The sequence below is a fragment of the Zhongshania sp. genome (assembly GCF_041623545.1).
Lineage (GTDB): Bacteria > Pseudomonadota > Gammaproteobacteria > Pseudomonadales > Spongiibacteraceae > Spongiibacter.
On the sequence record NZ_JBFJWS010000008.1, the window covers coordinates 14,125 to 37,352 of the forward strand.

Below are 23,228 nucleotides of genomic sequence, written 5' to 3' on the forward strand. Positions count from 1 at the left end.
ATTACTTAGTGATTGAGCTCCTTAAGTAATTCTTGATGTCGTGGGCCTGATAGGCGAGGACCGTATTGGGACACTACCTCGGCAGCGGCGCGGCTGGCCAGTGCCCCAGCCTTTGCGTAGCTGTAGCCGTTGGTAATGCCGTAGAGAAAAGCGCCGGCAAACATATCGCCCGCGCCGTTGGTGTCTACAGCAGTGACTTTGTGGCCTGGAATTTGATGCAGCTGTCCGCCGTCAAACACCAGTGCGCCCTTGGCGCCGAGTGTGATCGCAAAGGTTTTGGCAACACGTTTTAGTGCGGCTACGGCTTCCTCAATCGATTCGCTGTTAGCCCAGCCCAGCGCTTCGGCTTCGTTGCAGAAGATTAGGTCTACGCCATTGCCGAGCATGTCGACTAAGCCGTCGCGGAAAAAGCTCACCATGCCGGGGTCTGAAAAGCTCAGTGCGGTTTTTACGCCGTTGCGCTCGGCGATTTCACGGCCGGCAATGGCGGCGGCGCGACCGCTGTCGGAGGTGACTAAATAGCCCTCCATATAAAAGTATTCTGAGACGGCGAGGGCTGCCTCGTTGATCTCGCTCACGGCGAGTGTTTCGCTAATGCCGAGGTTGGTGTTCATGCTGCGCTCAGCGTCTGGGCTGATTAGCACGAGGCATTTGCCGGTAACGCCCGCTGCCTTGTCGCCATCAAAGTCGGCGTCGACGCCAGCGGCTTTGATATCGTTCATAAAGAATTGGCCGTGATCGTCATTGGCGACTTTACACGAATAATAATTGCTGGCGCCAAAATAGCCCGCCGCTACAATCGAGTTACACGCGGAGCCGCCACTGGCGAGCTTGGCGTGAACCATATGGCCACTGAGCTTGTCCAAGAGCTCCTGTTGACGGGCGGCATCGACGAGCGTCATCAGGCCTTTATCCACGCCAAGGGATTTCAGTTCAGCGTCGTTAACTTCGATCTCGGTATCGACCAGTGCGGCGCCAATTCCATAGAGGTGGTATTTTTTCATCTGATTTGCCAGTAACTTGCGGTAAAGTGCCGCTATTATCCGGTTTGAATTCTGATTTGCAATGTATCTGGTCGTATTGAATGGTTAAGAAAGCATCTAAAGGGAGTGGCGCGGCCACTGCAACATTTTCATGGTGGAGCCTTTTCGCCAAGCTGTGCTTGGTGTTTGTGGTGCTAATGATGGTTTTTTTCGCCTATTGCGATGCCAAGGTGCGTGGCGCCTTTGATCGGCAGCGCTATGAGCAACCGGCCAAGGTTTACGCTAGGCCGTTGGTCTTGGCGACGGGAGCGATCCTGACGCCCTATGAACTCGAGTCTGAGCTGGCTGAAATCGGTTACAGCAGTCGCCGATTAGTTGACCAGCCTGGGAGCTATTTCCGTCAAGGTGATCATTTTACTATTTATCTCCGGCCCTTTGCCTTTGCTGATGGGTCGCAACCCGCCCGTAAGATCGTGGTCGAATTTAATTCGACCACCGTCGCTGTGGTACGTAATAAATTGGGTGATCGTATTGCTGAGGAGCAACTTGACCCCATGGTGATCGGCGGGGTGTATCCGGGCCGCCACGAAGACCGCTTAATGCTTAGTTTGGCCGAAGCGCCGCAGATGTTGATCGAAACTCTGCTGCAAGTAGAAGATCAGCACTTTTATAGCCATTTTGGTATTTCGCCGCGCAGTATAGTGCGGGCCATGCTTGCCAATATTAAGGCGGGGCGCACGGTGCAGGGCGGCAGTACATTAACCCAGCAGCTGGTTAAAAATACCATTCTGAGCAATGAGCGCAGCTTATGGCGCAAGGCCAAAGAAGCGGTGATGTCGATCTTAACCGAGATGCATTACAGCAAAGACCGTATTCTTGAGGCCTATATTAATGAGGTTTATCTTGGTCAGGAGGGCAATCGCGCCATTCATGGCTTTGGCCTTGCCGCCCGACATTATTATAATCGGCCTCTGGAGGAGTTGAATTTAGCGCAGGTTTCGATGCTAGTCGGACTTGTCAAAGGGCCTTCGTATTACGACCCGTGGCGTCATCCTGAGCGCGCCAAGACTCGCCGCAATATCGTATTGGGCGAGCTGGAAGAAGAGGGTTGGTTAACTGCTCAGCAGTTGACGGCATGGCAAAAAGAACCGCTGGACCTAGCTAAAACATCGGCGCTAGCCGGTGTGTATCCTGCTTATGTCGACTTGGTGCGCCGGCAATTGAGTCGTGATTACCAGAGCAAGGAATTACAAACCAGTGGACTGCGGATATTTACGCCCTTTGATCCGGTTCTTCAGCGCCGGGCCGAGGCCGCCACAGTCAAATCCATAAAGCGCCTAGAAGATAAACAAAAAGACTTAGAGGTCGCGATGGTAGTCACCAAGGTGAATAGCGGTGATGTGGTTGCTGTTATCGGTGGCAAACGACCAAAATACGCTGGTTTTAACCGCGCCTTGGATGCATTGCGGCCCATTGGTTCTCTCGCAAAACCCGCGGTGTTTTTGGCCGCCTTAAATCAGCCCAATCGCTATAATTTGTTGACTAAGGTATCAGATGAGCCAGTGTCGATCAGCAATGCCAATGGTAGCCAGTGGCGGCCTTCCAATTACGATCGCAAATCCCATGGTGATGTACCGCTGCACACAGCGTTGGCGCATTCCTATAATTTAGCGACGGCCAGGCTGGGTATGCAGGTTGGGCTGGGGAATGTCATGGACATGTTTCAGCGGCTGGGTGTGCAGCGCCCGTTGTTGGAAGTGCCGTCGATGCTATTGGGTTCAGCGGAATTGGCTCCCATTGAAGTGGCGGCCATGTATCAAACCTTAGCGGCAGATGGGCGTTACACGCCTTTGCGCACCATTTACGCGATTACTGATAGCAAGGGTGAGTTGTTGGCGCGCTATCCCCAAAAGCCAAAACAAGTCGTTAATCCGGCAGCTGTCCATCTGCTGCAATACGCGATGTTAGAAACCGTACGTGAAGGTACCGGCAAAGGGGTGTATCAGGTGTTGCCCAAGGACTATCGCGTGGCGGGGAAAACCGGCACCAGTAACGATACTCGCGACTCTTGGTTTGCCGGATTTGCCGGAGATTATATGGCAGTCGTGTGGATGGGCACGGACAATAATACGTCGACAGGTTTGACTGGTGCCAGTGGTGCTTTGCAGGTTTGGCGGCAATTTATGGCCGAGGCGAGTACTGAGCAGATGCCTTTTTCCCCTGTCTCAGGCGTGGAATACGAATGGGTGGACGGCATCAGTGGTAAGTTGAGTCAGTCGTGGTGTGAAAACGCGCGCTATATGCCATTTATGAGTGGCAGTGCACCTAGTGAGCATGGCGGCTGCGCGCCAGAGGCAGAGAAGGTTTGGGGGTGGTTCCGCAGCGTTTTCGATTAAACCCAGTATGCCGCCTTAAGACTCGCGAATCTGGGCGGTATAGCCGCCTTCAGCTGCGGGAATTAAGTCCATAAACTGATTTATGCACGCGGGTACTTCTTCGCTGCGGTGGCTCACAAATAAAATTCGGGTTTGGCCGTGGGCGGCGATTTGATCGACGGCGCCAAGCAGCTTGGATTTTTGCTCATTATCTAAGCCGATGCAGGGCTCGTCGAGAATCAGGATACGAGGTGATTTCACCATTGCCCTTGCCAATAAAACCATACGTTGTTCGCCAAAAGACAGGCGGTCAAAGCGCTGCTCCTTGAGGGGCAGTATTTCTAAGGAGTCTAACCATGCCAGCAATAGTTGGCGCTGCGATTCGCTGTAATTGGTGTACAAACCCACCGAATCAAACAAACCCGACGCGACGACGTCGATCACTTTGGTACGCTTTAAATTGCTCATCTGCATGCTGGTGTTGAGCAAGCCAAATTGCGCTTTCACTTCCCATATGCTTTCGCCGCTGCCCCGACGTTTGCCGAATAAAATGACTTCTTGGCCGTAGGCCTTGTCATTTTCGCCGCACAGTAGGCCAAGTAGCGTCGACTTGCCGGCGCCGTTAGGGCCACTGATGCAACAGTGCTGGTTTGGCATTAGCCGCCAGTTAATATTGCTAAGTACCTGCTTCCCCCTAAAGTTCACATTGATATTACGCAGTTCCAGAAGCGCCGTATCACTGGGGTGGCTGGGCGCCGCAGCAATGGGCATCGGTTTAGCGTAGTGATGCACTTTGGCGCTGGCTCGCTTTGCTTCAGCGGCGGTGCACTGCCCAGTCAACTTACCCTGGCGCATGGTATATACGGTGTCGATGGCATCGGGTATGTCGGTGGCGTCTTTCGTCAATAGTATCAGCGGTGTCGGCGATGTGAGCAGTTCATCAAGCATTGCCCGCATTTCAGCTTGGGCGTGAATGTCTAAGCCCTCAAAGGGGTTGTCGAGTATTAGGGCGGCCGGGTTGGCGAATAGGGCGCGCGCCAATAGGGTTTTACGGCTTTCGCCTGTTGAGATAAACCGAATGCCCTGATCGAGAATATGGCTAATACCAAGGCGCTCGCAGAGCGCTAAAAATTCGTTGTCGGCGGGTTGACCTTGAAGAATGATATTGCGTACTGGCGTACCTATATCAAAGGCATCCTCTCGCGTCTCGCTGTCGTCAAAGCGGCGGTCATGTTCCATTAATTCGCGGTGCAAATCGAAGGATATATGGGCGATGTCATCAGGGCCGAAGTCCGATGCATAGCTAATATTGCCCTGATTAGGCCGGAGTTGATCGGTGATCAGCTTGGCGAGAGTGGTTTTGCCAGCGCCATTGCCACCGAGAATGGCGATGTGTTGACCGCGGGGCCACTGCCAGCTGAAATTTTCAAGAATAGGGTCGAGTTGGTAAGCAAAGCGTACAGCGTCAAAACGAATAATTGGGGTGGGCATGGGTAACCGTGTTAGCGTCTAAATAAGCCGCAACTATACCATATTTGTCATTGCCATATGTGGCACTTAGGCTCAGAGTGTCATGGTGATAAATGGCTTTAAGGTGCAGTGGGAATGACTATTTCACAATTAACAGCCTTGCTAGGTTGGGTTTCGGTCATCAATATAGTTTATCTGTTATTAGCGACAATTATACTGGTGTTTATGCGGAGGCCAGTTGCGGCAATTCACCGTAAATTATTTGGCTTAGACGACGCAGAATTACATGCCAAGTATTTCGATTTTTTGGCGAACTATAAAATTGCGACACTGGTTTTTGCCCTTGCGCCTTATATTGCGCTGAAAATAATGGGTCATTAGACGGGCAATGGGATGGCTGGTCCGCCACGCCTGCCCGCTTAGTTTGCCAAATTGCATTACTAGCAGCGAATACTCTCGCCGGGGCTGAGCTGATAAAAATCGACTATGTGTTGCCATGCTTGTTCAGCCGTGTCGACCACATTGATCATGTTGACATCCTCGGGGCTGATAACGCCTTCGTCGCGAAGAAACTCCAAATTAATCGCATGTCGCCAAAATTCGTGACCGATGAGAATAATGGGTACGCGCCTCGACTTGCCGGTTTGAATTAAGGTGAGGGCCTCGAATAATTCGTCAAAGGTGCCAAAGCCACCGGGGCAAACCACTACGGCTTTAGCTCGCAGCATAAAGTGCATTTTACGAATGCCGAAATAATGGAATCGGAAGCAAAATTCGGGGCTGATATAGGGGTTGGGTTCCTGCTCGTGGGGCAGCACAATGTTTAGGCCAATGGATTTGCCGCCTGCATCGCTGGCGCCACGATTGGCTGCCTCCATTATGCCGGGACCGCCACCTGTTACCACATAAAGCTGTTCCGCAGGGTCACAGTTAGCCGAGTGCGAGGCGATTAGCTCGCCTAAACGTCGAGCTTGTTCGTAATGGTGGCTATTGCGCTGATCACGCTTGGCTGAACGTATTTTGGCGGGGTCGCCACTGTCCTGAGCTATGAGCAGTGCGGCATCAGCTTCGCTGGGCGAGGGAAAGCGCGCGCTGCCAAAAATGACAATGGTAGATTCCACACCGTGTTCTTTTAGCGTCATCTCTGGCTTTTGTAATTCTAAATGGAAACGCAGACCACGTAGCTCTTCGCGAAGCAAAAAGTCCTGATCCGTATAAGCAAGCCGGTAGGCCGCAGGTTGGTTTTGCTGATTACTGGGCAATTCATCTCTTGCTGAGGGGAAATTGGCTCCACGTAACTTAGACTTATCGGTCATTGATTGTTTCCTGCGCAGTTTCAGTATTATTCTCGCTTAGCGATAAGCATAGCGGTGAATCGCTACAATTGCATAGCGTCGAAACACAATAGAAAGCATTGTGTTGCTGGTCGGAGTCAGTATGATCTTGAGGTAGTCTCGCGGGGCATAGAAAACCGTTGAGATTGCCTTGTATTCATTTTTAGAAGCAGAGCCCGCGGGGTTGACGGTAATGAAAAAGTCTAAGCTGATCGCGATGCTTGCGGTGCTGGGTATGGCATTAACTGGCCTCGCGATAGCGATTATCTCTGGCCAGGGCTTGCCTACTTTTGGCGGTCTGAGTTTGCCGATGTGGTCTCTGGTGATTGCTTTTGGGGTGCAGTGGTTGGTTTTTATTCCTGCCTATTTAATGAAGACTGAGCGGTTCTATGATTTAACCGGCGCATTGAGCAATATCACCGTCGTCGTTTTTTGCTTTAGCCTAAGTACGGCGACTGCGCGGAATTATTTGCTTGCCGGTTTAATCATTATTTGGGCTGTGCGACTCGGTAGTTTTCTATTTTGGCGAGTATGTGCGGACGGTGGTGATACGCGTTTTGTTAAAATTAGAGTCAATTTTTATCGCTTTTTAATAACCTGGACATTGCAGGCGCTGTGGGTCTTTGTGATTTCACTTAGTGCAATCTTGGCAATGGCATCGGGGGTGGACGAGCCTTTAAATTGGCTGGCTGGATTAGGAATATCGTGTTGGCTCCTCGGCTTCATACTGGAGGTGACGGCAGACGTACAAAAGCGGCAGTTTCGCGCAGAGCCTAGTAATAGCGGGAAATTTATTCGCCACGGGCTATGGGCTTGGTCTCAACACCCGAATTATTTTGGCGAAATACTGGTGTGGGTTGGGATCAGTATTGTCGCCTTACCAGTCTTGAGTGGCTGGTTGTACTTGGGCTTAGTGTCGCCGCTATTCGTTATTTTAGTGTTGACTAAGGTGACGGGAATTCCGCTACTTGAAGCCAGTGCTAATAAGCGTTGGGGCGGAGATCCTGACTACGAGGTATACAAGGCTCAAACTCCAGTGTTAATTCCGCGTAGACCATAATTTTAATTTTCTTATATTTATTGACGAGTGAGTTGTAATGATTGAACCCATGCTGGTCGGACTTGCCTTTATAGCCGGCTTGGTATTTAAGCGCCTTGGTATGCCTCCGCTATTGGGGTATTTGGTGGCGGGCTTTTTGGCTGGTGGCTTGCAATTGGGCGACCCTGAGGTAATTCATGCCCTGTCTGAATTGGGCATAATTCTACTGCTATTTACGATCGGCTTAAAACTCAATATACGAGAGCTCTTTGCTCCCCAGATATGGGCTACGGCAAGTCTGCACACTGTCGTTGTGGTGCCCTTGACGGCCTTGATGTTATTGAGTTTGCAGTGGGTAATTCCTCACTTTCAACCAGTTGAGACCTCGGTGGCGTGGATGCTGGCGTTTGCCTTATCATTTTCTAGCACAGTGTTTGCGGTAAAAATATTCGATGAGCGTGGCGAAGGCGCGGCACTGCATGCCAAAATTGCCATTGGTATTTTAATCGTACAAGACATTTTTGCCGTTTGCTTTTTAGTCTTTTCTGCTGAACAGCAGCCATCACAATGGGCTATCGCGCTGCTGGCGATCCCGTTATTGCGGCCAATATTGGCGGCATTGCTGAAGCAGGCGGGGCACGGTGAATTACTGGTATTGTTTGGTATTGGCACGGCATTGGGTGCAGCGGCCTTGTTCGAAGTGGTGCATCTCGAAGGTGGTTTAGGGGCACTGCTGTTTGGCGTGCTGCTGTCTAAAACGAACAAAAGTGTGGAGCTGTACAAGGGCCTAATTAATTTTAAGGATATTTTCCTTACCGCTTTTTTCTTGAGCATTGGTTATGCCGGTATGCCGAGTGGCGCGATGCTAACCGTGGCGCTTGCTCTCGCCGGTCTTATTTTGTTACGACCCTTTATATACTTTGTCTTGTTGCTGTTATTCCGTATGCGGGCGCGCACATCACTATTGGTTGGGCTATCTTTATTCAATTACAGTGAGTTTGGATTAATTGTAGCCGCTATGGCTGTAAAAGCAGGTACCTTGCCGGCGGAGTGGCTAACGACGCTGGCGGTGGCAATGGCGCTTTCTCTGTTTATCGCTGTGCCGTTTAATACTCATGTCCACAGTTTGTATGCGCGTATTGCGGAACGCTTGCAAAAATTGGAAAGGAAGCAGCTTCTAGTGCAGGAGCGCCCGGTTAACATGGGTGAAGCCGAGATTATCATTTTTGGTATGGGGCGAATTGGTAGTGGCGCCTATGACTATCTCAGTCAGCACTACCCGGAAAAAATTGTGGGTGTTGAAGAAAGTGCTGACAAAGCCGTAAAACTGAAATTGGGCGGGGTGAATTGTGTCGCTGGTGATGCCAGTGATAGGGACTTTTTAGAGCGAGCAGAGCTACAGCGTCGCAGAATGATATTAGTGAGCCTCAGTAATCACGAGGAAAATATTGAGGTTGTGAAATTACTCAATCAACTTAATTATCAGGGTAAGATTGCGGTGGTGTCACGATTTCCTGATCAACACGATGAATTGCTGCGCATGGGCTGTGTTACCTTTAATCTCTACGCCGAAGCTGGCCACGGTTTTGCCGAGCGCGTGCTGGAAGAAATGTCCTGACTATTGACGGTGTTTTATGTGCTTTCTACCGATCTTGAGCGCTTTTAGCCTTTGCAAAAAATACGCATAATGAACGGGAACCAATTGATAGGTAGATGGATCTATCCGTCCGGCAAATGAGTAGTTTGTAGGGGTATTATGGAAAATAACAATCCTTGGTTGCGAGCTGAAATTGCTCAGTGGCTCAGGGAAGGCGTTATCAGTGACGAACAGGCCAAAATTCTTTACGCTCGTTATCCTGCAACGGTAAATACACGGGGCGCTGTTGGTCCTCGCTTGCGCAGTGGTGATGGTCGTTGGGGTAAGGTGATTTTCGCGGCCTTAGGCGTTGCCATTTTTGGCATGGGGGTTATTTTATTATTTGCCTATAACTGGGCAGACATGCATCGTTATCTTAAGCTGACTGTTATTGGTGTCTCGGTGTTGTTCGCGCACGGGGCTGGTATGGCGCTGTTTCGCACTGACAGTCAGCGCCGGCACATCGGCGAAAGCCTGCATTTACTTGGCACAATCTTATTCGGTGCTGGGATTTGGCTGGTTGCCCAAATTTATCATTTTGACGCCCATTACCCTGATGGCTTTCTATTGTGGTTTATTGCGGCCCTGAGTTTGGCGTGGGCCCTACCGTCCGCTGCCCACGGCATCTTGGCCGCTGTTTTGGTTCTGCTGTGGAGTAGTTTAGAAACCTTCGAGTATCAACGGCATTTGCCACAAACCAGTTGGATTCTGCTGTGCGCCTTGCTGCCCCTTGCATGGTGGCAGCGTTCGGCGAGCTTACTGGCAGTAGTTTTGTTAAGTTTGCCGCTGTCTTACCTCTTTGGCCTCTGGGGCTTGGGTGAGCAGTTTGTTATGCCGGTATTATTACTGCTGGTAGGAAGCTATTTTGCGATTGCTAAGCTTACCGCCAGTTTGGCTTATCCTGCGGCAGAGCCTGTGTTTTACGGTGTCGCGGTATGGCTTTGGCTGCCGTTGATTTTTATTGGCAGCTTTATTGGTATTCCTAAATTACAGGGGATGTCCGAGCTACCTGGATTTGGTTTGCTACATATACTTATACCATTGCTGATCGCGGTGGCAGTGTGGTTGTGGGCTTTGGCAAAACCTAGTACGCGGCCGTCCGGGCTAGAGGGCTGGTGCGAAAGCGGTCTAATAATTGGCGTTTTACTACTGACCGTGCTGCCCGCAATGGTTGGCGCAGATGTGTCGGGTGTGGGCCGACTTGTATTCAACTTGGCTTTCCTCGGCTACAGCTTATTGCTTATTTATCGCGGCACTGAATATGGGCGGGGCAAAATATTGGGGCTGGGTTGCGTTATGCTCAGTGTTTTAGCCTTCGCTCGGTTCACCGATTTGTTTTACAGCTTACTAGCGCGGTCCAGCGTATTCCTAATACTCGGTTTGTTGCTATTTGTAATAGGTCAGCGCTACGCCAAGCAGAATACTCGTCGCAAGCTGGAGAAGCCTCGTGCGTAAAGGATTAATTTTAGCGCTGGTGTTGACTCAGTTTGGGGTGCTTGCCTATATGGCTGGCGAGCGAGAGTGGATACGTCAGCGCGGAGAGCAAATTTATTTGCGAACTGCGCCAATCGATCCCCGCGATCCGATGCGCGGTGACTACGTTAGCCTCAGTTACGGTTTGAACTTAGTCGATATCAGCCGATATCGCGGAAAAATCCCCGCAGCACAGCTTAAGCGTGGAACGCCAGTGTATGCCTTACTTAAAGGTGGGGCAGACGACGTCTATGAGTTAGATTATTTGAGTGATCAGGCGCCGCCTGGCGGTATCTATCTCCGCGGCCAAGTGAACAGAGACGTACTGTCAGGCCATATCGCCGTAAGCTATGGTATCGAGCAATACTTTGTTGAGCAAGGTAGTGGGCGAGCAATAGAAAGCAGGCGTGATGGCCGTGATGGTATTCAAGTTCCGCTGGAAATGGCGGTTGCGGTCGGGAGTAACGGTTTGAGTGTGCTTCGCGGTTATCGCTGGAGTCAACTTGGCATCGGATTTGAGCAAATAAATCCGGCAAATAACACGGAGAGTATTTCGCTTAACTGGGACAGCGCAACAATCGCTCAGCGCAGTCCAGTGATGGTCATCACATTGCAAAATGTGTCGGATACTGAACTGAAGATCGCGGATAATGAAACGCACTGTGGTTTTAGTTTGCAGTCGCTAGGGGATACTAGCCGCAGCTTTAGTCCGGCGGATAATAGCTGCTTATCTTTTGTCCTGCGCGAGGACGATCTTATTACTTTAGCGCCCGGTGAGGCTTACCGCATAGAGTTGAATATGGGCTCGCCGCGCTGGTATGTAGTAGAGCGCGGCAGCGCCGTGTCATCTGCCTTGGTGGCAAGTGCGGCGAATGAGCGTTTTAGATTGGTTTACCAAGCGCCTAGGGTCTTGTCTGGCGCGGATATACCATCGTTGTGGCGAGGTAGTTTAGCGACGCCGGCATTTAGTGTTCGGGGGCGGGTGGATTGAGCAGGGTATATTTAGAAGCAGCCAACAAGCTTAGTTTAAACTACTTGGTATAATGGCTGCCTCTGGTTTTGAAAACGCTTAGTGATTATGAACTGGAGACGTGTGGGGCTGCGTGCTTTTTGCATCAACAGCCCCAAAGTATTGCAGGTAATTAGCTAATATTGCCGGTAACGCGGACTCGGCGGCTAGTGGGCGCAGATTCTATTGTTCTAGCTGCTTCGCGCTTTTTAATGCCGTCGTCGATAATGTTTTTCAGCGCGATAATCATGCCGGTAAAGATAAACGCGCCGGGTGGTAGGATGGCCACCAGCACCGCGGTGTAATCCTCAACGAGTACAATCTTCCACGTCTTGGCGCTCTCGCCAAAGAGTAAGTCCATATTGGCAAAAATAGCGCCAGTACCAATAATTTCCCGTACCGCGCCGAGTAACATCAAAATAACCGCAAAGCCAACGCCCATAATAAAACCGTCGTACATGGCGGGTAGCACTTTATTCTTGCAGGCAAACGCGTCGGCGCGACCGAGAATGACACAGTTAGTGGTAATCAGCGGCAGAAAAATCCCGAGGATTTGAAACAGCTCATAGGCAAAGGCCTGCATTAATAATTCGATGCAGGTTACGGCCGCCGCGATTATCATGACGAACGCAGGTAGGCGGATGGCGTCTGAGGCAAAGCTGCGAATCATCGACACACAGGTATTGGATATGGTGAGGACCAGCATGGTTGCTAGCCCCATGCCCAGTGCGTTTATCACTGAGCCGGTAACCGCGAGTAGAGGGCACAAGCCGAGTAGCTGAACAATGGCAGGGTTGTTCTTCCACAAACCGTTCAGGGAGATCTCGCGATAGCTGATGTCACTCATGGCTGTGTTTCCTGTGTTGGATTGATACCGGTAATCGAGCTGCGATTGGCCTCAAAATAAAGTAGGGCGCGGTGTACCGCGCCAGTGACGGCGCGGGGGGTGATGGTCGCACCGGTAAATTGGTCAAATACGCCCTTGTCTTTCTTTACCGTCCATTTGCTTGGTTCTGGGTTTGTTAGACTCTTGCCAAGAAAACCGTCTACCCAGTGGCTTTTTTTGTAGTCTACCTGATCGCCAAGACCGGGGGTTTCGCGATGCGACAAAACCCGCACCCCAGCAATGCTGCCGTCGAGGTTAATGCCGACGATCATATCAATATCGCCGGTATAACCGTCGCGGGCAGTGGCGGGCAAAATGACGCCGACGAACTTAGCATTCTGTGTCGCGCGGTAGAATTTCTTAGTTTCACGCAGCCCCAATAGCTCGCTGTCAGAGACGGCGCCGACATCGTCGAGCATGGAGTTGTCGTGCCGAGTTTTAGGAATGATCTGCAGCAAAGCGCGCTCTTCGGCGTGACGAATATTTTCTTGAATTAAGCCGCGGGTAGATAGGTAGGTACCGGCAATAACGCCGGTGGTGAGCACGGCAAACAGGCCAAGTAAAAGGCTGTTTTTACTGATCGATTGGCCGAGAATATTCATTTTTCGGCTCCCTTCGTTTTATGCCCGTAGGTGCGAGGTTGGGTGAAGTGATCAATAAAGGGCGCAGCAAAATTCATTAGGAGCACTGAGAACGCGACCGCGTCAGGGTAGTTGCCCCATACGCGGATTATATAAATAAGCAGGCCGATCAAGGCGCCGTAAATGAGGCGGCCGCGATTAGACACCGCCGAGGTCACGGGGTCAGTAACAATAAAGAAGGCGCCAAGCATGGTGGCCCCGCTAAATAGGTGGAAAAATGGTGAGCCGCCAGAGGCAGAACTGCCGCCGTCGTAGAAAAGCAGCGACATGAGGGTGAGTACGGCAAGCATGCTCAGCGGCGCGTGCCAGGTAAAAATACGGCGGTATATTAGGTAGGCACCGCCGAGTAAAAAGCCGGCGTTCGCCCACTCCCAGCCTTTACCCGCCAATTGGCCAAATTGCGGTGACTGCGACCACAGGTCGTCGATCAGCAGGGCGTTATTTTGTTTGAGTACATCCAGTGGGGTGGCCATAGTAATAGCATCAATGGCTTCACGGCCAAAGCCAAAGCAGTAACGCAGCGCGTCAATTGGGCCGAGCAAGTCGCCGGCAAAACTGCCTTTTGGTGCCATCCATGTGGTCATTTCTACCGGAAAGGAGATCAGCAGCATGACGTAGGCGGCCATCGCGGGGTTGAAGGGGTTGTAGCCCATGCCGCCATACAGCTGTTTGCAAATCAAAATACCAAAGCCGGTACCGATCATAATGAGCCAGAAGGGCGCAGCGGGCGGCAGCGCGATACCGAGCAAAAAAGCGGTGACGAGGGCACTGTAGTCATTGAGGTAAAAGCCAATAGGGCGCTTGCGCCAGCGCAGCGCCATGGCTTCGAACGCCAAGGCCGTAACGCTGGCCCACAGTACGTTGATGATGGTGCCAAAACCAAAGAACCAGGTCAGTGCTAGCATACCGGGCAGGGTTGCCAGCAACACAAGGCGCATGACACTGGCGGTGCTCATGGGGCCGTGGGCGTGGGGTGAACTGACTTTTAAAAATCCCATAGTCTGCTTTGTGCTCTATATAAGGGTATTAGCCCAGCTGCTGTTTAGCGCTGGCCAGTTTGTCTTCTAACTTCGCTATTGAATCGGCGAGAATCTCAGCTTTATCGTCGCCGCTTGCTTGGGCCGCTTGCAGCTTTTCTTGGGTTCGAGCAATGCGGTTTTCTAAGGAGGCAATGCTTTGCTTTAGCTTGTCTTCATCGCTCATATTCGCTTGTGCGGAGCGTGCAGCTTTAGCTCGTTCAATTGCGGCCTGCACAGGATCGTCACTGTTTGCAGGCGCTTCAGACGCGCTAGAGGGCTTGGCAGAAAGTGCGGCTAAGTGCTCGGCCAGCTCGCGCTTTACAGCGTCTAGCTTGTTTTGGGTTTTTTCAACGCCGGTGGCAAAGGCTGGCACATTAGCGTCGTTTTGCTCCTGGGCCATACTCAGTTTTTGCTGGGCCGCGGCGAGGCGCTTCTCGGTGGTGGCGACGAGATTTTGCAGGCGCTGAGTTTTGTCTTCATCACTCTCGTCGGTGCTGTTGCCGGCACGTTTGGCCATCGCGCGAGCGATGGCGGCCTGAGCGGGGTCAGCTTCCTCATTTTTGCTAGGTGCAGTTGTCAAACTAGCCTGATGCTCGGCAATTTCTTTTTGCAGCGCAGTGAGCTTATCTTCGGTTTTGATTACCGCAGTGGCAAAGGCTTCGACGTTTTCCCCGCCTTGCTCCTTGGCGAGGGCGAGTTTTTCACGGGCGCTGGTGAGGCGCCGCTCGGCGCTGGCAATGAGTAATTGCAGGCGTTCGGTCTTGGCTGCAGGGCTTTCTTCTTCGACTTTGCCTTCGCGTTTGGCTTGTGCCCTAGCAATCGCATCGTGGGCGGGATCAGCGGCGTCAGCCTTTTTGGCCTTGCTGCGTTCGATCGCCGCTTGGATAAGATCAGCTTTACCGCTGTCGGGGTTGCTTGCGGCGGCGGCCGCTTTATCTTTGGCGGCTTTTAGGCGCGCGGCGCGTTTAGCATCTTTTTCGGCTTCTTCTTGCTCGAGCCTCGCTGTGCGCGCTTCAAAACGCTCCTTGGAGCGCTCAGCTTTTATCTTGTCTTGCTGGGCTTGGCGAATCTCCGCTTTTGAGGCGCGGTAATACTGCACTAGCGGAATATTGCTGGGACAAACGTAAGAGCAGGCGCCGCACTCGATGCAGTCGAAGAGTTTGTGCTCTTCGAGTTTCTCGTGTTCCTGGGCACGGGAGAACCAGTACATTTGCTGGGGCAATAGTGATACCGGACAGACCTCGGCGCACATCCCACAGCGAATACAGGCCTGCGCTGGCGGTGGCGGTGGTAATTCGGCAACGCTGGGCGCGAGCACACAGTTACTGGTTTTCACAATAGGTACTGCGGTGTCCTGCAGGGTATAGCCCATCATTGGGCCGCCCATGACCAAGCGAATGCAGTTGTCTTTGTTAAAACCGCTCTGATCCAGCAGGAATTGTACCGGGGTGCCGAGTAGTACTTCGTAGTTGCGGGGCTGACTACAGGCTTCGCCGGTTATGGTGGTGATGCGTGAGATCAGTGGCTCGCCAAAGCAAACAGCGCGGTAGATTGCGGTGGCGGTGCCGATGTTTTGGCAGACGATACCGGTGTCTGCGGGCAGGCCGCCAGCGGGAACTTCTTTGCCCGTTAATATTTGAATCAATTGCTTTTCACCACCGGAGGGGTATTTGGTGGGAAAGGGTACAATCTCGATACCGGTGCCTTCGGCGGCTTTTTGTAGCGCGGCAATGCCCTCGGGCTTATTGTCTTCAACGCCAATTAAGGTTTCTTTACTGGGCCTGATTAAATGACGAAGAATTTCGGCGCCGGCAATGATCTCCGCAGCGCGTTCGCGCATCAGAATATCGTCGGCGGTGATATAAGGTTCACACTCGGTGCCGTTGAGAATTAGGGTCTCAATCGGCTTGTCGTCGCGGGTACTAAGTTTGACCGCCGAAGGAAAGCCCGCGCCACCCATGCCCGCGATACCGGCTTGGCGAATACGGTCGATCAAATCGATTTTACTTAAGCTGCGAAAGTCTTCTACGCCGCTGTGTTTGACCCATTCGTCTTGGCCATCGGTGTCGATAACGATACAGTTGCCGCTCATCCCAGATGGATGGGGGATCAAGCGGGGCTCAATAGCGACGACCGTGCCAGAGCTTGGTGCGTGGACTGGGGCACTGACAAAGCCTTTTGCTTCGGCAATCATTTGGCCTTTCAAGACGCGGTCGCCGACGCTAATGATCGGGCTAGCTGGCGCGCCAATATGCTGAGCCAAGGGCAAGATCAGCTGCGGTGGAATGCCGGCAGCTTGAATAGGTGACTGCAGGGATTGCTGTTTGTTTTCTGCTGGGTGTATACCGCCGTGAATATCCCATACTTTTCTCATGCGTGGGCTCCACTGCGGTCGGTGGCGATCAGGTCTTCGGGAGGCTTAGGTTTGTCCCAGTGCCATGTTTGCAAGCTGGTTTCGATGGGGCGCATTTCTATACAGTCGACGGGGCAGGGTTCAACGCAAAGATCACAACCAGTGCATTCACTGGCGATAACGGTGTGCATATGTTTGGCGGAGCCTAGTATGGCATCGACGGGGCAGACTTGAATGCACTTGGTGCAACCAATACATTCGTCCTCGCGAATATAGGCGACCGATGGCACCGACTCTTCGACGGCGTCGAGGGGTTTTGCTTCCACGCCAAGTAAGTCGGCCAGTGCGGCGATCGTCGCTTCGCCGCCTGGCGGACATTTGTTAATGTCGTCGCCGTCAGCGATTGCTTGGGCATAGGGTCGACAGCCGGGGTAGCCACATTGGCCGCATTGGGTTTGCGGTAGCAGGGCCTCAACTTGGTCGGCAATGGGGTCGCCCTCGGTTTTAAACTTCACCGCGGCAAAGCCTAGCAGGGCGCCGAACACCACACCGAGACTAACGAGTGCGAGCAATGACGCGATAAACGGGTTTTGGGCAATCAATTCAATCATTTTTTTATACCAAGCCGGCAAAGCCCATAAAGGCCAGTGACATCAAGCCGGCGGTGATCATACCGACCGCAGGACCTTTAAATGGCTGGGGCACATCGGCGGCGGCGATACGTTCGCGCATGGCGGCAAATAAGACTAATACCATCGAGAAGCCTGCGGCAGCGCCAAAGCCGTATAGGGCGGATTCGACAAAGCTGTGATCTTTGTTGATATTGAGCAGGGCAACACCGAGTACCGCGCAGTTAGTGGTGATTAACGGTAGGAAGACACCAAGAACTTTATATAACATGGGGCTAGATTTGCGTACTACCATTTCAGTGAATTGCACTACAACGGCGATCACTAAGATAAAGGTAATGGTGCGCAGGTACTCAAGGCCGAGGGGTACGAGCAACCACTCGTAGGTCAGCCAACTGCAAATCGAGGCTAGGGTGAGTACAAAGGTGGTAGCGCTGGACATGCCAATGGCGGTCTCCAATTTATTGGAGACCCCCATAAAGGGACACAGCCCCAGAAACTGTACCAGTACAAAGTTGTTAACCAGGATGGCGCCGATTAACAGTATTGAGTAGTCTGCTAACACAATTGTAGCCTCATGTAGTTCTGTGTTTACGCTGCGCGGAGTGGTGAGGCGCAGTGACCAGCTGTTTTGTGCTGCCTAAGACACTTATAGCTCGGATCTTAGTTTATTTCGATCAAGCGTTCAATTTAAAATCCTGTAACGCTAGCGCGCCGATGGGCCGCGCAGCGGCTTGAATTTACTGGATTTTCATTCCGGCCGTGGCGCCACTGTCGGGGCTGAGTAACCAAATATCTTGGTCGCCTGGGCCTGCGGCCAAGACCATGCCTTCTGATAGGCCAAAGCGCATTTTGCGGGGCTCGAGATTGGCGACCATTACCGTGAGTTTCCCCACTAGTTGTTCTGCAGTGTAAGCGGTTTTGATACCAGCAAAGACTTGACGCTCGCCGTGTTCGCCAAGGCTTAAGGTGAGGCGAAGCAATTTGTCGGCGCCATCAACGTTTTCAGCGGCGACGATCTCGGCTACCCGCAGGTCGATTTTAGCGAAATCAGGATAGGCAATTGTGTCAGCGATACCCATGTCTTTGTCCTTCGCCGCCTTTTTTGTTTTAGTTTTTGCTGGAGTTGTTGGCGCCGCGGCGGTGCTACTGTCACTGCTGGCGGCGACCATTGCCGCAACTTTGTCGGCGTCAACGCGACTCATCATTGCTTTGAAGGGCGCAATGGCGTGGTCTTGCAGTGGGCTAAATTCACCCTGCCATGTCAGTTTGCAGTTTAAGAAGGCTTCGGCTTGCACCGCCAGCTCCGGCAGTACTGGTAAGAGGTAGGTCATTAACACCCGGAAAATATCGATACACTGGGAGGCTACGTCGGCGGCTTGCCCTGCTGTGTCTTCGCTTTTTGCCAGTTTCCACGGTTCACAGGAGTCAAAATACTCATTGGTGGCGTCGGCCAGTGCCATGATCTCGCGCACCGCTTTACTGTATTCGCGCTGCTCGTAGAGTTCGGCAATGGCATCGCTGGCAGTAGTGACCCGCTTCCAAAGCGCTGGGTTGTGCTGTCGACTAGATAGTTTGCCGGCATTGCCTTTGTGTACGAATTTTGCGCTGCGGCTAGCGATATTGACGAGTTTGCCGACGAGGTCAGAATTCACTCGGTTGATAAAGTCTTCTAGGTTTAGATCGATGTCATCTACTGCGCCAGATAGTTTGGCGGCAAAGTAATAGCGCAGGTATTCGGCAGGCAGGTGCTCAAGATAGGTCTCGGCCTTAATAAAGGTGCCTCGCGACTTGGACATTTTCTTGCCGTTAACCGTTAAAAAGCCGTGGGCGTAAATGGCGGTAGGCTGGCGGAAGCCAGCAGAGTCGAGCATGGCGGGCCAGAACAGGCCGTGGAAATTAATAATGTCTTTGCCGATGAAGTGGTAGAGCTCGGCTTTCGAGTCGACACCCCAGTAGTCATCAAAATCGCGGCCATTGGCTTCGCACCAGTTGGCGCAGCTGGCCATATAGCCAATGGGCGCGTCTAGCCAGACATAGAAGAATTTGCCTGGGGCACCGGGAATTTCAAAGCCAAAATACGGCGCATCGCGGGAGATATCCCAGCTGTGTAGGCCCGCCTCTAACCATTCTTTGAGTTTATTGGCGATTTGTGGCTGCAGGGCGTCGCTGCTAGTCCATTGCCGCAGCAGATTTTCAAAGTCGCCAAGCTTAAAGAAAAAATGGGTAGAACTTTTCTCAATTGGGGTGGCACCAGAGATTGCCGAGCGGGGGTTGATCAGATCTGCGGGGGTGTAGGTCGCACCGCAGGCTTCACAGTTGTCGCCGTATTGGTCTTCGGTTTTGCACTTAGGGCATGTGCCCTTGATATAGCGATCGGCGAGAAATAGGTTTTTTTCAGGGTCAAATAGCTGGGTAACGTCTTTGCGCTCGATATGGCCATTGGCATCGAGGCGACGATAAATCTCCTCGGAGTAATGCTTACATTCTGGGGAGTGGGTGGAGTGGTAGTTGTCAAAGCGGATTAAAAATCCGGCCAAATCTCGCTCGTGTTCGGCTTTTACCCGGGCGATTTGCTCTTCTGGCGTAATGCCCAGTTTTTCCGCGGTGAGCATAATCGCCGTGCCGTGGGCGTCGTCGGCGCATAAATAGATGCAGTCATTGCCACGCTGTTTCTGGAAACGTACCCAAATATCAGTCTGGATGGATTCCAGTAAATGGCCGAGGTGAAGAGGGCCATTGGCATAGGGCAAAGCGCTGGTGACGAGGATCTGGCGCGACATGAGTGTCCTTGTTGTAAGCATGGCGGCGGCAGCGAAGTGGCTGGCGACGCGGGTGGATTCCGAGGCGCCATACTATAGCGTTTTTGGCCCACTCATGCATCTGCTATGGCGTTGTTCGATGCTTGTCTGCCGCGTATACTCGCCCGCTGATTAAAAGATTTATCTGAGCAGAGGCGGGAAATGGCGACAGAATTGGAATCTAGGGTTCGCGAAGCGTTAATGACGGTAGTTTTGCCGGGTTTGTCTGCGCCTTTAGCACAGTTCGCCGATATTCAATCTCTTGCGGTAAAGGGCGGCAGTATCGATGCGGTTATTGAATTAGGCTTTGCAGCGCGCAGCGCGCAACAGCAATACGAGCAAGTGCTGAGCTCCACGATCAAAACTTTGGATGGTGTTGCCGATGCCGCCGTGCGGGTGACATGGAAGATCGCCCCCTATGCCGCACAGCAAAATATTAAAAGCATGGAGAATGTCCGCAATATTATTGCGGTAGCCTCGGGCAAAGGCGGGGTGGGTAAGTCGACTACCGCAGTTAATTTGGCCTTGGCGCTGGTTGCAGAGGGGGCGCGAGTTGGCCTTTTGGACGCCGATATTTACGGCCCCAGCGTGCAGATGATGCTGGGTGTTGCCGACGGTGTGCGGCCTAAGCAATATGGCACTCATTATTTACTGCCGATCGAGGCGCACGGCGTGCAGTCGATGTCGATGGGCTATTTAGTCACCGAAGATACACCTATGGTGTGGCGGGGACCGATGGCAACCGGCGCGCTGCAGCAGTTATTGAATCAAACCTATTGGCAGGATTTGGATTATCTGATTATTGATATGCCGCCGGGAACCGGTGATATTCAGCTGACCCTGTCGCAAAAGGTGCCGGTATCGGGGGCAATTGTGGTTACCACCCCCCAGGACATCGCCCTGCTTGATGCCAAGAAAGGTATAGAAATGTTCCGCAAAGTATCGGTACCGGTGCTGGGTATTGTCGAGAATATGGCCGTGCATATTTGTAGTGAGTGCGGTCATCATGAACATGTGTTTGGTGAGGGTGGCGGTGCGCGAATGGCGAGTAATTATCAGGTGCCAATGCTGGGCTCACTGCCTTTGTCGATGCAAATTCGCAGTCAGGCCGATTGTGGTAAGCCGGTTATGGTGGCAGATCCATCTGGTGACGCAGCGGCCTTATATCGCAGTGTGGCAATTGGCATGACCGCGGAGTTGGCCAAGCGCCAGCGGGTGCAGAGCAACGCCTTTCCAAATATTTCTATCAGTGACGATTAATTCAATTTTATCAAGCCGCGGTTTATTAAGAAGGGGACACAATGAGTATCAAGTCGGATAAATGGATTCGCCGCATGGCTGAGAATGAGGGCATGATTGAACCCTTTGAACCGAGCCAAGTGCGGGCGCAGGGTGGCTCTAAGATTATTTCCTATGGCACTTCAAGCTACGGTTACGATGTGCGGTGCGCCAACGAGTTTAAGGTGTTTACGAATATCTACTCTGCAACCGTTGATCCCAAGGCCTTTGATGAAAAAAGCTTTGTGGATATCACTGCGGACTACTGCATTATTCCCCCCAATTCATTCGCGCTTGCACGCACAGTGGAGTATTTTCGGATTCCGCGCAGTGTATTGACGATGTGTTTGGGTAAATCGACCTATGCGCGCTGCGGAATAATTGTAAACGTCACGCCGTTGGAGCCCGAGTGGGAAGGTCACGTGACCTTAGAATTTTCTAATACCACTACATTGCCGGCTAAAATCTACGCTAATGAAGGCGTGGCGCAGATGCTGTTTTTTGAGTCAGACGAAATTTGCGAAGTGAGTTACAAAGATCGCGGTGGTAAGTATCAGGGGCAAACTGGGGTGACCCTGCCGAAGACCTAAGGCATGAGCTAAACGCTTGATGGGAGACGGTATACGCTAAGACCAGATAAATCTCCTGCGATTACAGAGTAGTCATGCCTCTGTAGGCCATTATCCATGTAAACCTAGGTCTGTACTCCGCTGCTAAGATGGGCTCCTGCCTTCGCAGGAGCGACGGCCGAATAAATTCTCTGTAGTTACAGGTACAAATCGGTCACATGGGTTACAGCTTAGCCCGGCCACATAGGTAGCACTTCCGCAGCTAGCCCCTAACTTTTTTACCGTTGAGGGTCGCGCTGAGTAACTCGAGGGAGTAGGTGTCGTCTTCGTCGGTTTGTTCAAGCCGAACGATCAAATAATTCCAGTCTTTTGCCAACCATACGATGGTTTCGCTGTCACTGCCTTCACGGCTGCGGCGCAGCTTGACGGTATTCAATTTGCCGACGGGGCTATCGATAATCTCTTCGCCGATTTTTTCTATTTGATAGGTTTTGTGTTTGCCGCGATTGACGACGGTTTGCACCATGGCGGTGTCGAAACGGCCGAAGATCAGCGCTTGGCGCATTTGTAGTTGGGCACTGAGTTGATCAAAGGTGCCTGGACTTAGCGGTGCAGTCCACGGTCTGCGGTATTTTGTATCGCTGGCCGAAGCTTTTGGCCAATCGAATTTAATTTTTTGATCTTGTCTACTGCTAAAGCTATTGCTGTATTCATAGCGCAGTGGGCGAAGGCCCATAGCGCCATCTTCAATGGTGCTTTCTTCGCTGACTTTGATAAACATGAGTTTGGCGTGTTGTGACAGCTGCCAATTATCTCCTTGCTTACTCAAGCTGCGTGTAGCCGTGGTGGTCAGGCTATTGCTACTAATTTTGTACTCAGCTTGGTAGGGGAGAATTTCACTTTTTGGGGCGACTGGAGTCTTAAGCTGCTCAGTCTTTGGCTGTTCGGCGTCAATTGGTTTGGCTTTAGTAGGTTGGACGGGAACTAGCATTTTGGGTCCAGTATCGGGGATTGCGCTGATGCCGCCGCCACTTGCCAGTGTATGGTTTGCTAAGGTGAAAAGTAGCAGTAGGGGTAGGCTAACCCTGCTGAAAAAGAATGCCATTTTCGGGTAAGACTTGCTCATCGAATATCGCCTTTGAGTTTTGCAAAACCAATCGCCCTTCAGCAAACCAGCGTGCCGCAAGAGGATAAATCGTATGCTCTTTGGACAGTACCCGAGTTGCAAGTGCTGCAGCATCGTCGCCAGGAAATACCGGTATTTTTGCCTGAATAATGGCTGGGCCACCGTCAAGTTCTTCGGTAACGAAGTGCACGGTGGCACCCGCTTCGCTGTCGCCTGCGTCCAGCGCCCGCTGATGGGTGTGCAGGCCAGGATATTTCGGTAGTAAGGATGGGTGGATGTTAATCAGCCGACCTAAATAGTGGCGAACAAAGCCGGGGGTAAGTATCCGCATAAAGCCAGCGAGCACCACCAAGTCAGCGTAATAGCTATCGATGCAGGCTTGCAGCGCCGCATCAAAGGCTTCCCGACTGGCGAAGAGTGTGTGATCGATGCAGGTAGTGGCGATGCCCGCTTGCTTGGCGCGTTCGAGGCCAAAAGCCTGTGGCTTATTGCTGATGACCGCGCAGATTTCGACGTTGGGTAGCAGCCCATCTCTGTTGGCATCAATAAATGCCTGTAGATTAGAGCCGCTACCAGATAGCAGTATGACAAGTTTGCAGGACATTAA

Annotated in this window: 20 protein-coding genes; 8 read left to right on the top strand and 12 right to left on the bottom strand. The window is 52.0% G+C overall.

Annotated elements, in window-relative coordinates; genetic code table 11:
* Positions 1-5 precede the first annotated feature (5 nt).
* Complete coding sequence (locus ABYT30_RS02390) at positions 6-1,004, bottom strand: adenosine kinase (RefSeq protein WP_373077816.1); 999 nt, start codon at positions 1,002-1,004, stop codon at positions 6-8.
* A gap of 80 nt (positions 1,005-1,084) precedes the next feature.
* Between ABYT30_RS02390 and mrcB the strand changes: the two genes are divergently transcribed.
* Positions 1,085-3,379 carry a penicillin-binding protein 1B gene (mrcB, locus tag ABYT30_RS02395; protein WP_373077819.1) on the top strand — a complete coding sequence of 765 codons (2,295 nt, stop codon included), beginning with the start codon at positions 1,085-1,087 and terminating at the stop codon, positions 3,377-3,379.
* Between the two features lie 15 nt (positions 3,380-3,394).
* On the opposite strand, the gene ABYT30_RS02400 is transcribed toward mrcB, so the two are convergent.
* Positions 3,395-4,849, bottom strand: coding sequence for an ATP-binding cassette domain-containing protein (locus ABYT30_RS02400; protein ID WP_373077822.1), 1,455 nt, complete (start codon positions 4,847-4,849; stop codon positions 3,395-3,397).
* A 114-nt stretch (positions 4,850-4,963) separates the two neighbouring features.
* Here ABYT30_RS02400 and ABYT30_RS02405 point away from each other — a divergent pair, with 114 nt between their 5' ends.
* A complete protein-coding gene (locus ABYT30_RS02405) occupies positions 4,964-5,209 on the top strand; it encodes a DUF6868 family protein (RefSeq protein ID WP_373095136.1) in 246 nt (81 codons plus the stop codon).
* A gap of 59 nt (positions 5,210-5,268) precedes the next feature.
* On the opposite strand, the gene ABYT30_RS02410 is transcribed toward ABYT30_RS02405, so the two are convergent.
* A complete protein-coding gene (locus tag ABYT30_RS02410; RefSeq protein WP_373077826.1) occupies positions 5,269-6,144 on the bottom strand; it encodes a TIGR00730 family Rossman fold protein in 876 nt (291 codons plus the stop codon).
* A 211-nt stretch (positions 6,145-6,355) separates the two neighbouring features.
* Here ABYT30_RS02410 and ABYT30_RS02415 point away from each other — a divergent pair, with 211 nt between their 5' ends.
* The 4 genes from ABYT30_RS02415 to ABYT30_RS02430 all read left to right on the top strand — a co-directional run bounded on the left by ABYT30_RS02415 (position 6,356) and on the right by ABYT30_RS02430 (position 11,301).
* A complete protein-coding gene (locus ABYT30_RS02415) occupies positions 6,356-7,222 on the top strand; it encodes a DUF1295 domain-containing protein (protein ID WP_373077827.1) in 867 nt (288 codons plus the stop codon).
* Between the two features lie 37 nt (positions 7,223-7,259).
* Positions 7,260-8,819 carry a cation:proton antiporter gene (locus ABYT30_RS02420; protein ID WP_373077830.1) on the top strand — a complete coding sequence of 520 codons (1,560 nt, stop codon included), beginning with the start codon at positions 7,260-7,262 and terminating at the stop codon, positions 8,817-8,819.
* Positions 8,820-8,957: 138 nt separating this feature from the next.
* Positions 8,958-10,292 carry a DUF2157 domain-containing protein gene (locus ABYT30_RS02425; protein ID WP_373077832.1) on the top strand — a complete coding sequence of 445 codons (1,335 nt, stop codon included), beginning with the start codon at positions 8,958-8,960 and terminating at the stop codon, positions 10,290-10,292.
* Positions 10,285-11,301, top strand: a complete 1,017-nt coding sequence (locus tag ABYT30_RS02430; RefSeq protein WP_373077834.1) for a GDYXXLXY domain-containing protein — start codon at positions 10,285-10,287, stop codon at positions 11,299-11,301. The genes ABYT30_RS02425 and ABYT30_RS02430 overlap by 8 nt, the downstream gene beginning before the upstream one ends.
* 151 nt (positions 11,302-11,452) lie before the next feature.
* Here the strand turns inward: ABYT30_RS02430 and ABYT30_RS02435 are convergent, their stop codons facing one another.
* From ABYT30_RS02435 to metG, 7 genes are all read right to left on the bottom strand, one after another.
* Positions 11,453-12,166: an electron transport complex subunit E gene (locus tag ABYT30_RS02435; protein WP_373077836.1), complete on the bottom strand. Its 714-nt coding sequence runs from the start codon at positions 12,164-12,166 to the stop codon at positions 11,453-11,455.
* Positions 12,163-12,801 (bottom strand): electron transport complex subunit RsxG, encoded by a 639-nt coding sequence (gene rsxG / locus ABYT30_RS02440; protein ID WP_373077900.1) that lies wholly within the window; start codon positions 12,799-12,801, stop codon positions 12,163-12,165. The genes ABYT30_RS02435 and rsxG overlap by 4 nt, the downstream gene beginning before the upstream one ends.
* 2 nt (positions 12,802-12,803) lie before the next feature.
* A complete protein-coding gene (gene rsxD, locus ABYT30_RS02445) occupies positions 12,804-13,844 on the bottom strand; it encodes an electron transport complex subunit RsxD (protein WP_373077838.1) in 1,041 nt (346 codons plus the stop codon).
* Positions 13,845-13,872: 28 nt separating this feature from the next.
* On the bottom strand, positions 13,873-16,239 hold the full coding sequence (rsxC, locus tag ABYT30_RS02450; protein WP_373095139.1) for an electron transport complex subunit RsxC: 2,367 nt from the start codon (positions 16,237-16,239) through the stop codon (positions 13,873-13,875).
* Positions 16,236-16,829 (bottom strand): electron transport complex subunit RsxB, encoded by a 594-nt coding sequence (rsxB, locus tag ABYT30_RS02455; protein ID WP_373095141.1) that lies wholly within the window; start codon positions 16,827-16,829, stop codon positions 16,236-16,238. The genes rsxC and rsxB overlap by 4 nt, the downstream gene beginning before the upstream one ends.
* Positions 16,830-16,833: 4 nt before the next feature.
* Positions 16,834-17,412, bottom strand: a complete 579-nt coding sequence (gene rsxA, locus ABYT30_RS02460) for an electron transport complex subunit RsxA (protein ID WP_373077844.1) — start codon at positions 17,410-17,412, stop codon at positions 16,834-16,836.
* Positions 17,413-17,587: 175 nt separating this feature from the next.
* A complete protein-coding gene (gene metG / locus ABYT30_RS02465) occupies positions 17,588-19,651 on the bottom strand; it encodes a methionine--tRNA ligase (RefSeq protein WP_373095143.1) in 2,064 nt (687 codons plus the stop codon).
* 159 nt (positions 19,652-19,810) lie between these two features.
* Here metG and apbC point away from each other — a divergent pair, with 159 nt between their 5' ends.
* Together apbC and dcd are read left to right on the top strand one after the other, a co-directional pair.
* Positions 19,811-20,908 carry an iron-sulfur cluster carrier protein ApbC gene (gene apbC, locus ABYT30_RS02470; RefSeq protein WP_373095145.1) on the top strand — a complete coding sequence of 366 codons (1,098 nt, stop codon included), beginning with the start codon at positions 19,811-19,813 and terminating at the stop codon, positions 20,906-20,908.
* Positions 20,909-20,949: 41 nt separating this feature from the next.
* Positions 20,950-21,516 (top strand): dCTP deaminase, encoded by a 567-nt coding sequence (gene dcd, locus ABYT30_RS02475; RefSeq protein WP_373077849.1) that lies wholly within the window; start codon positions 20,950-20,952, stop codon positions 21,514-21,516.
* A 241-nt stretch (positions 21,517-21,757) separates the two neighbouring features.
* Here dcd and ABYT30_RS02480 read toward each other — a convergent pair whose 3' ends face one another.
* On the bottom strand, positions 21,758-22,621 hold the full coding sequence (locus tag ABYT30_RS02480; RefSeq protein ID WP_373077852.1) for a DUF3108 domain-containing protein: 864 nt from the start codon (positions 22,619-22,621) through the stop codon (positions 21,758-21,760).
* Entirely contained in the window at positions 22,575-23,225 is a 651-nt protein-coding gene (gene purN, locus ABYT30_RS02485) for a phosphoribosylglycinamide formyltransferase (RefSeq protein WP_373077855.1), read from the bottom strand. The genes ABYT30_RS02480 and purN overlap by 47 nt, the downstream gene beginning before the upstream one ends.
* Positions 23,226-23,228: the final 3 nt, after the last annotated feature.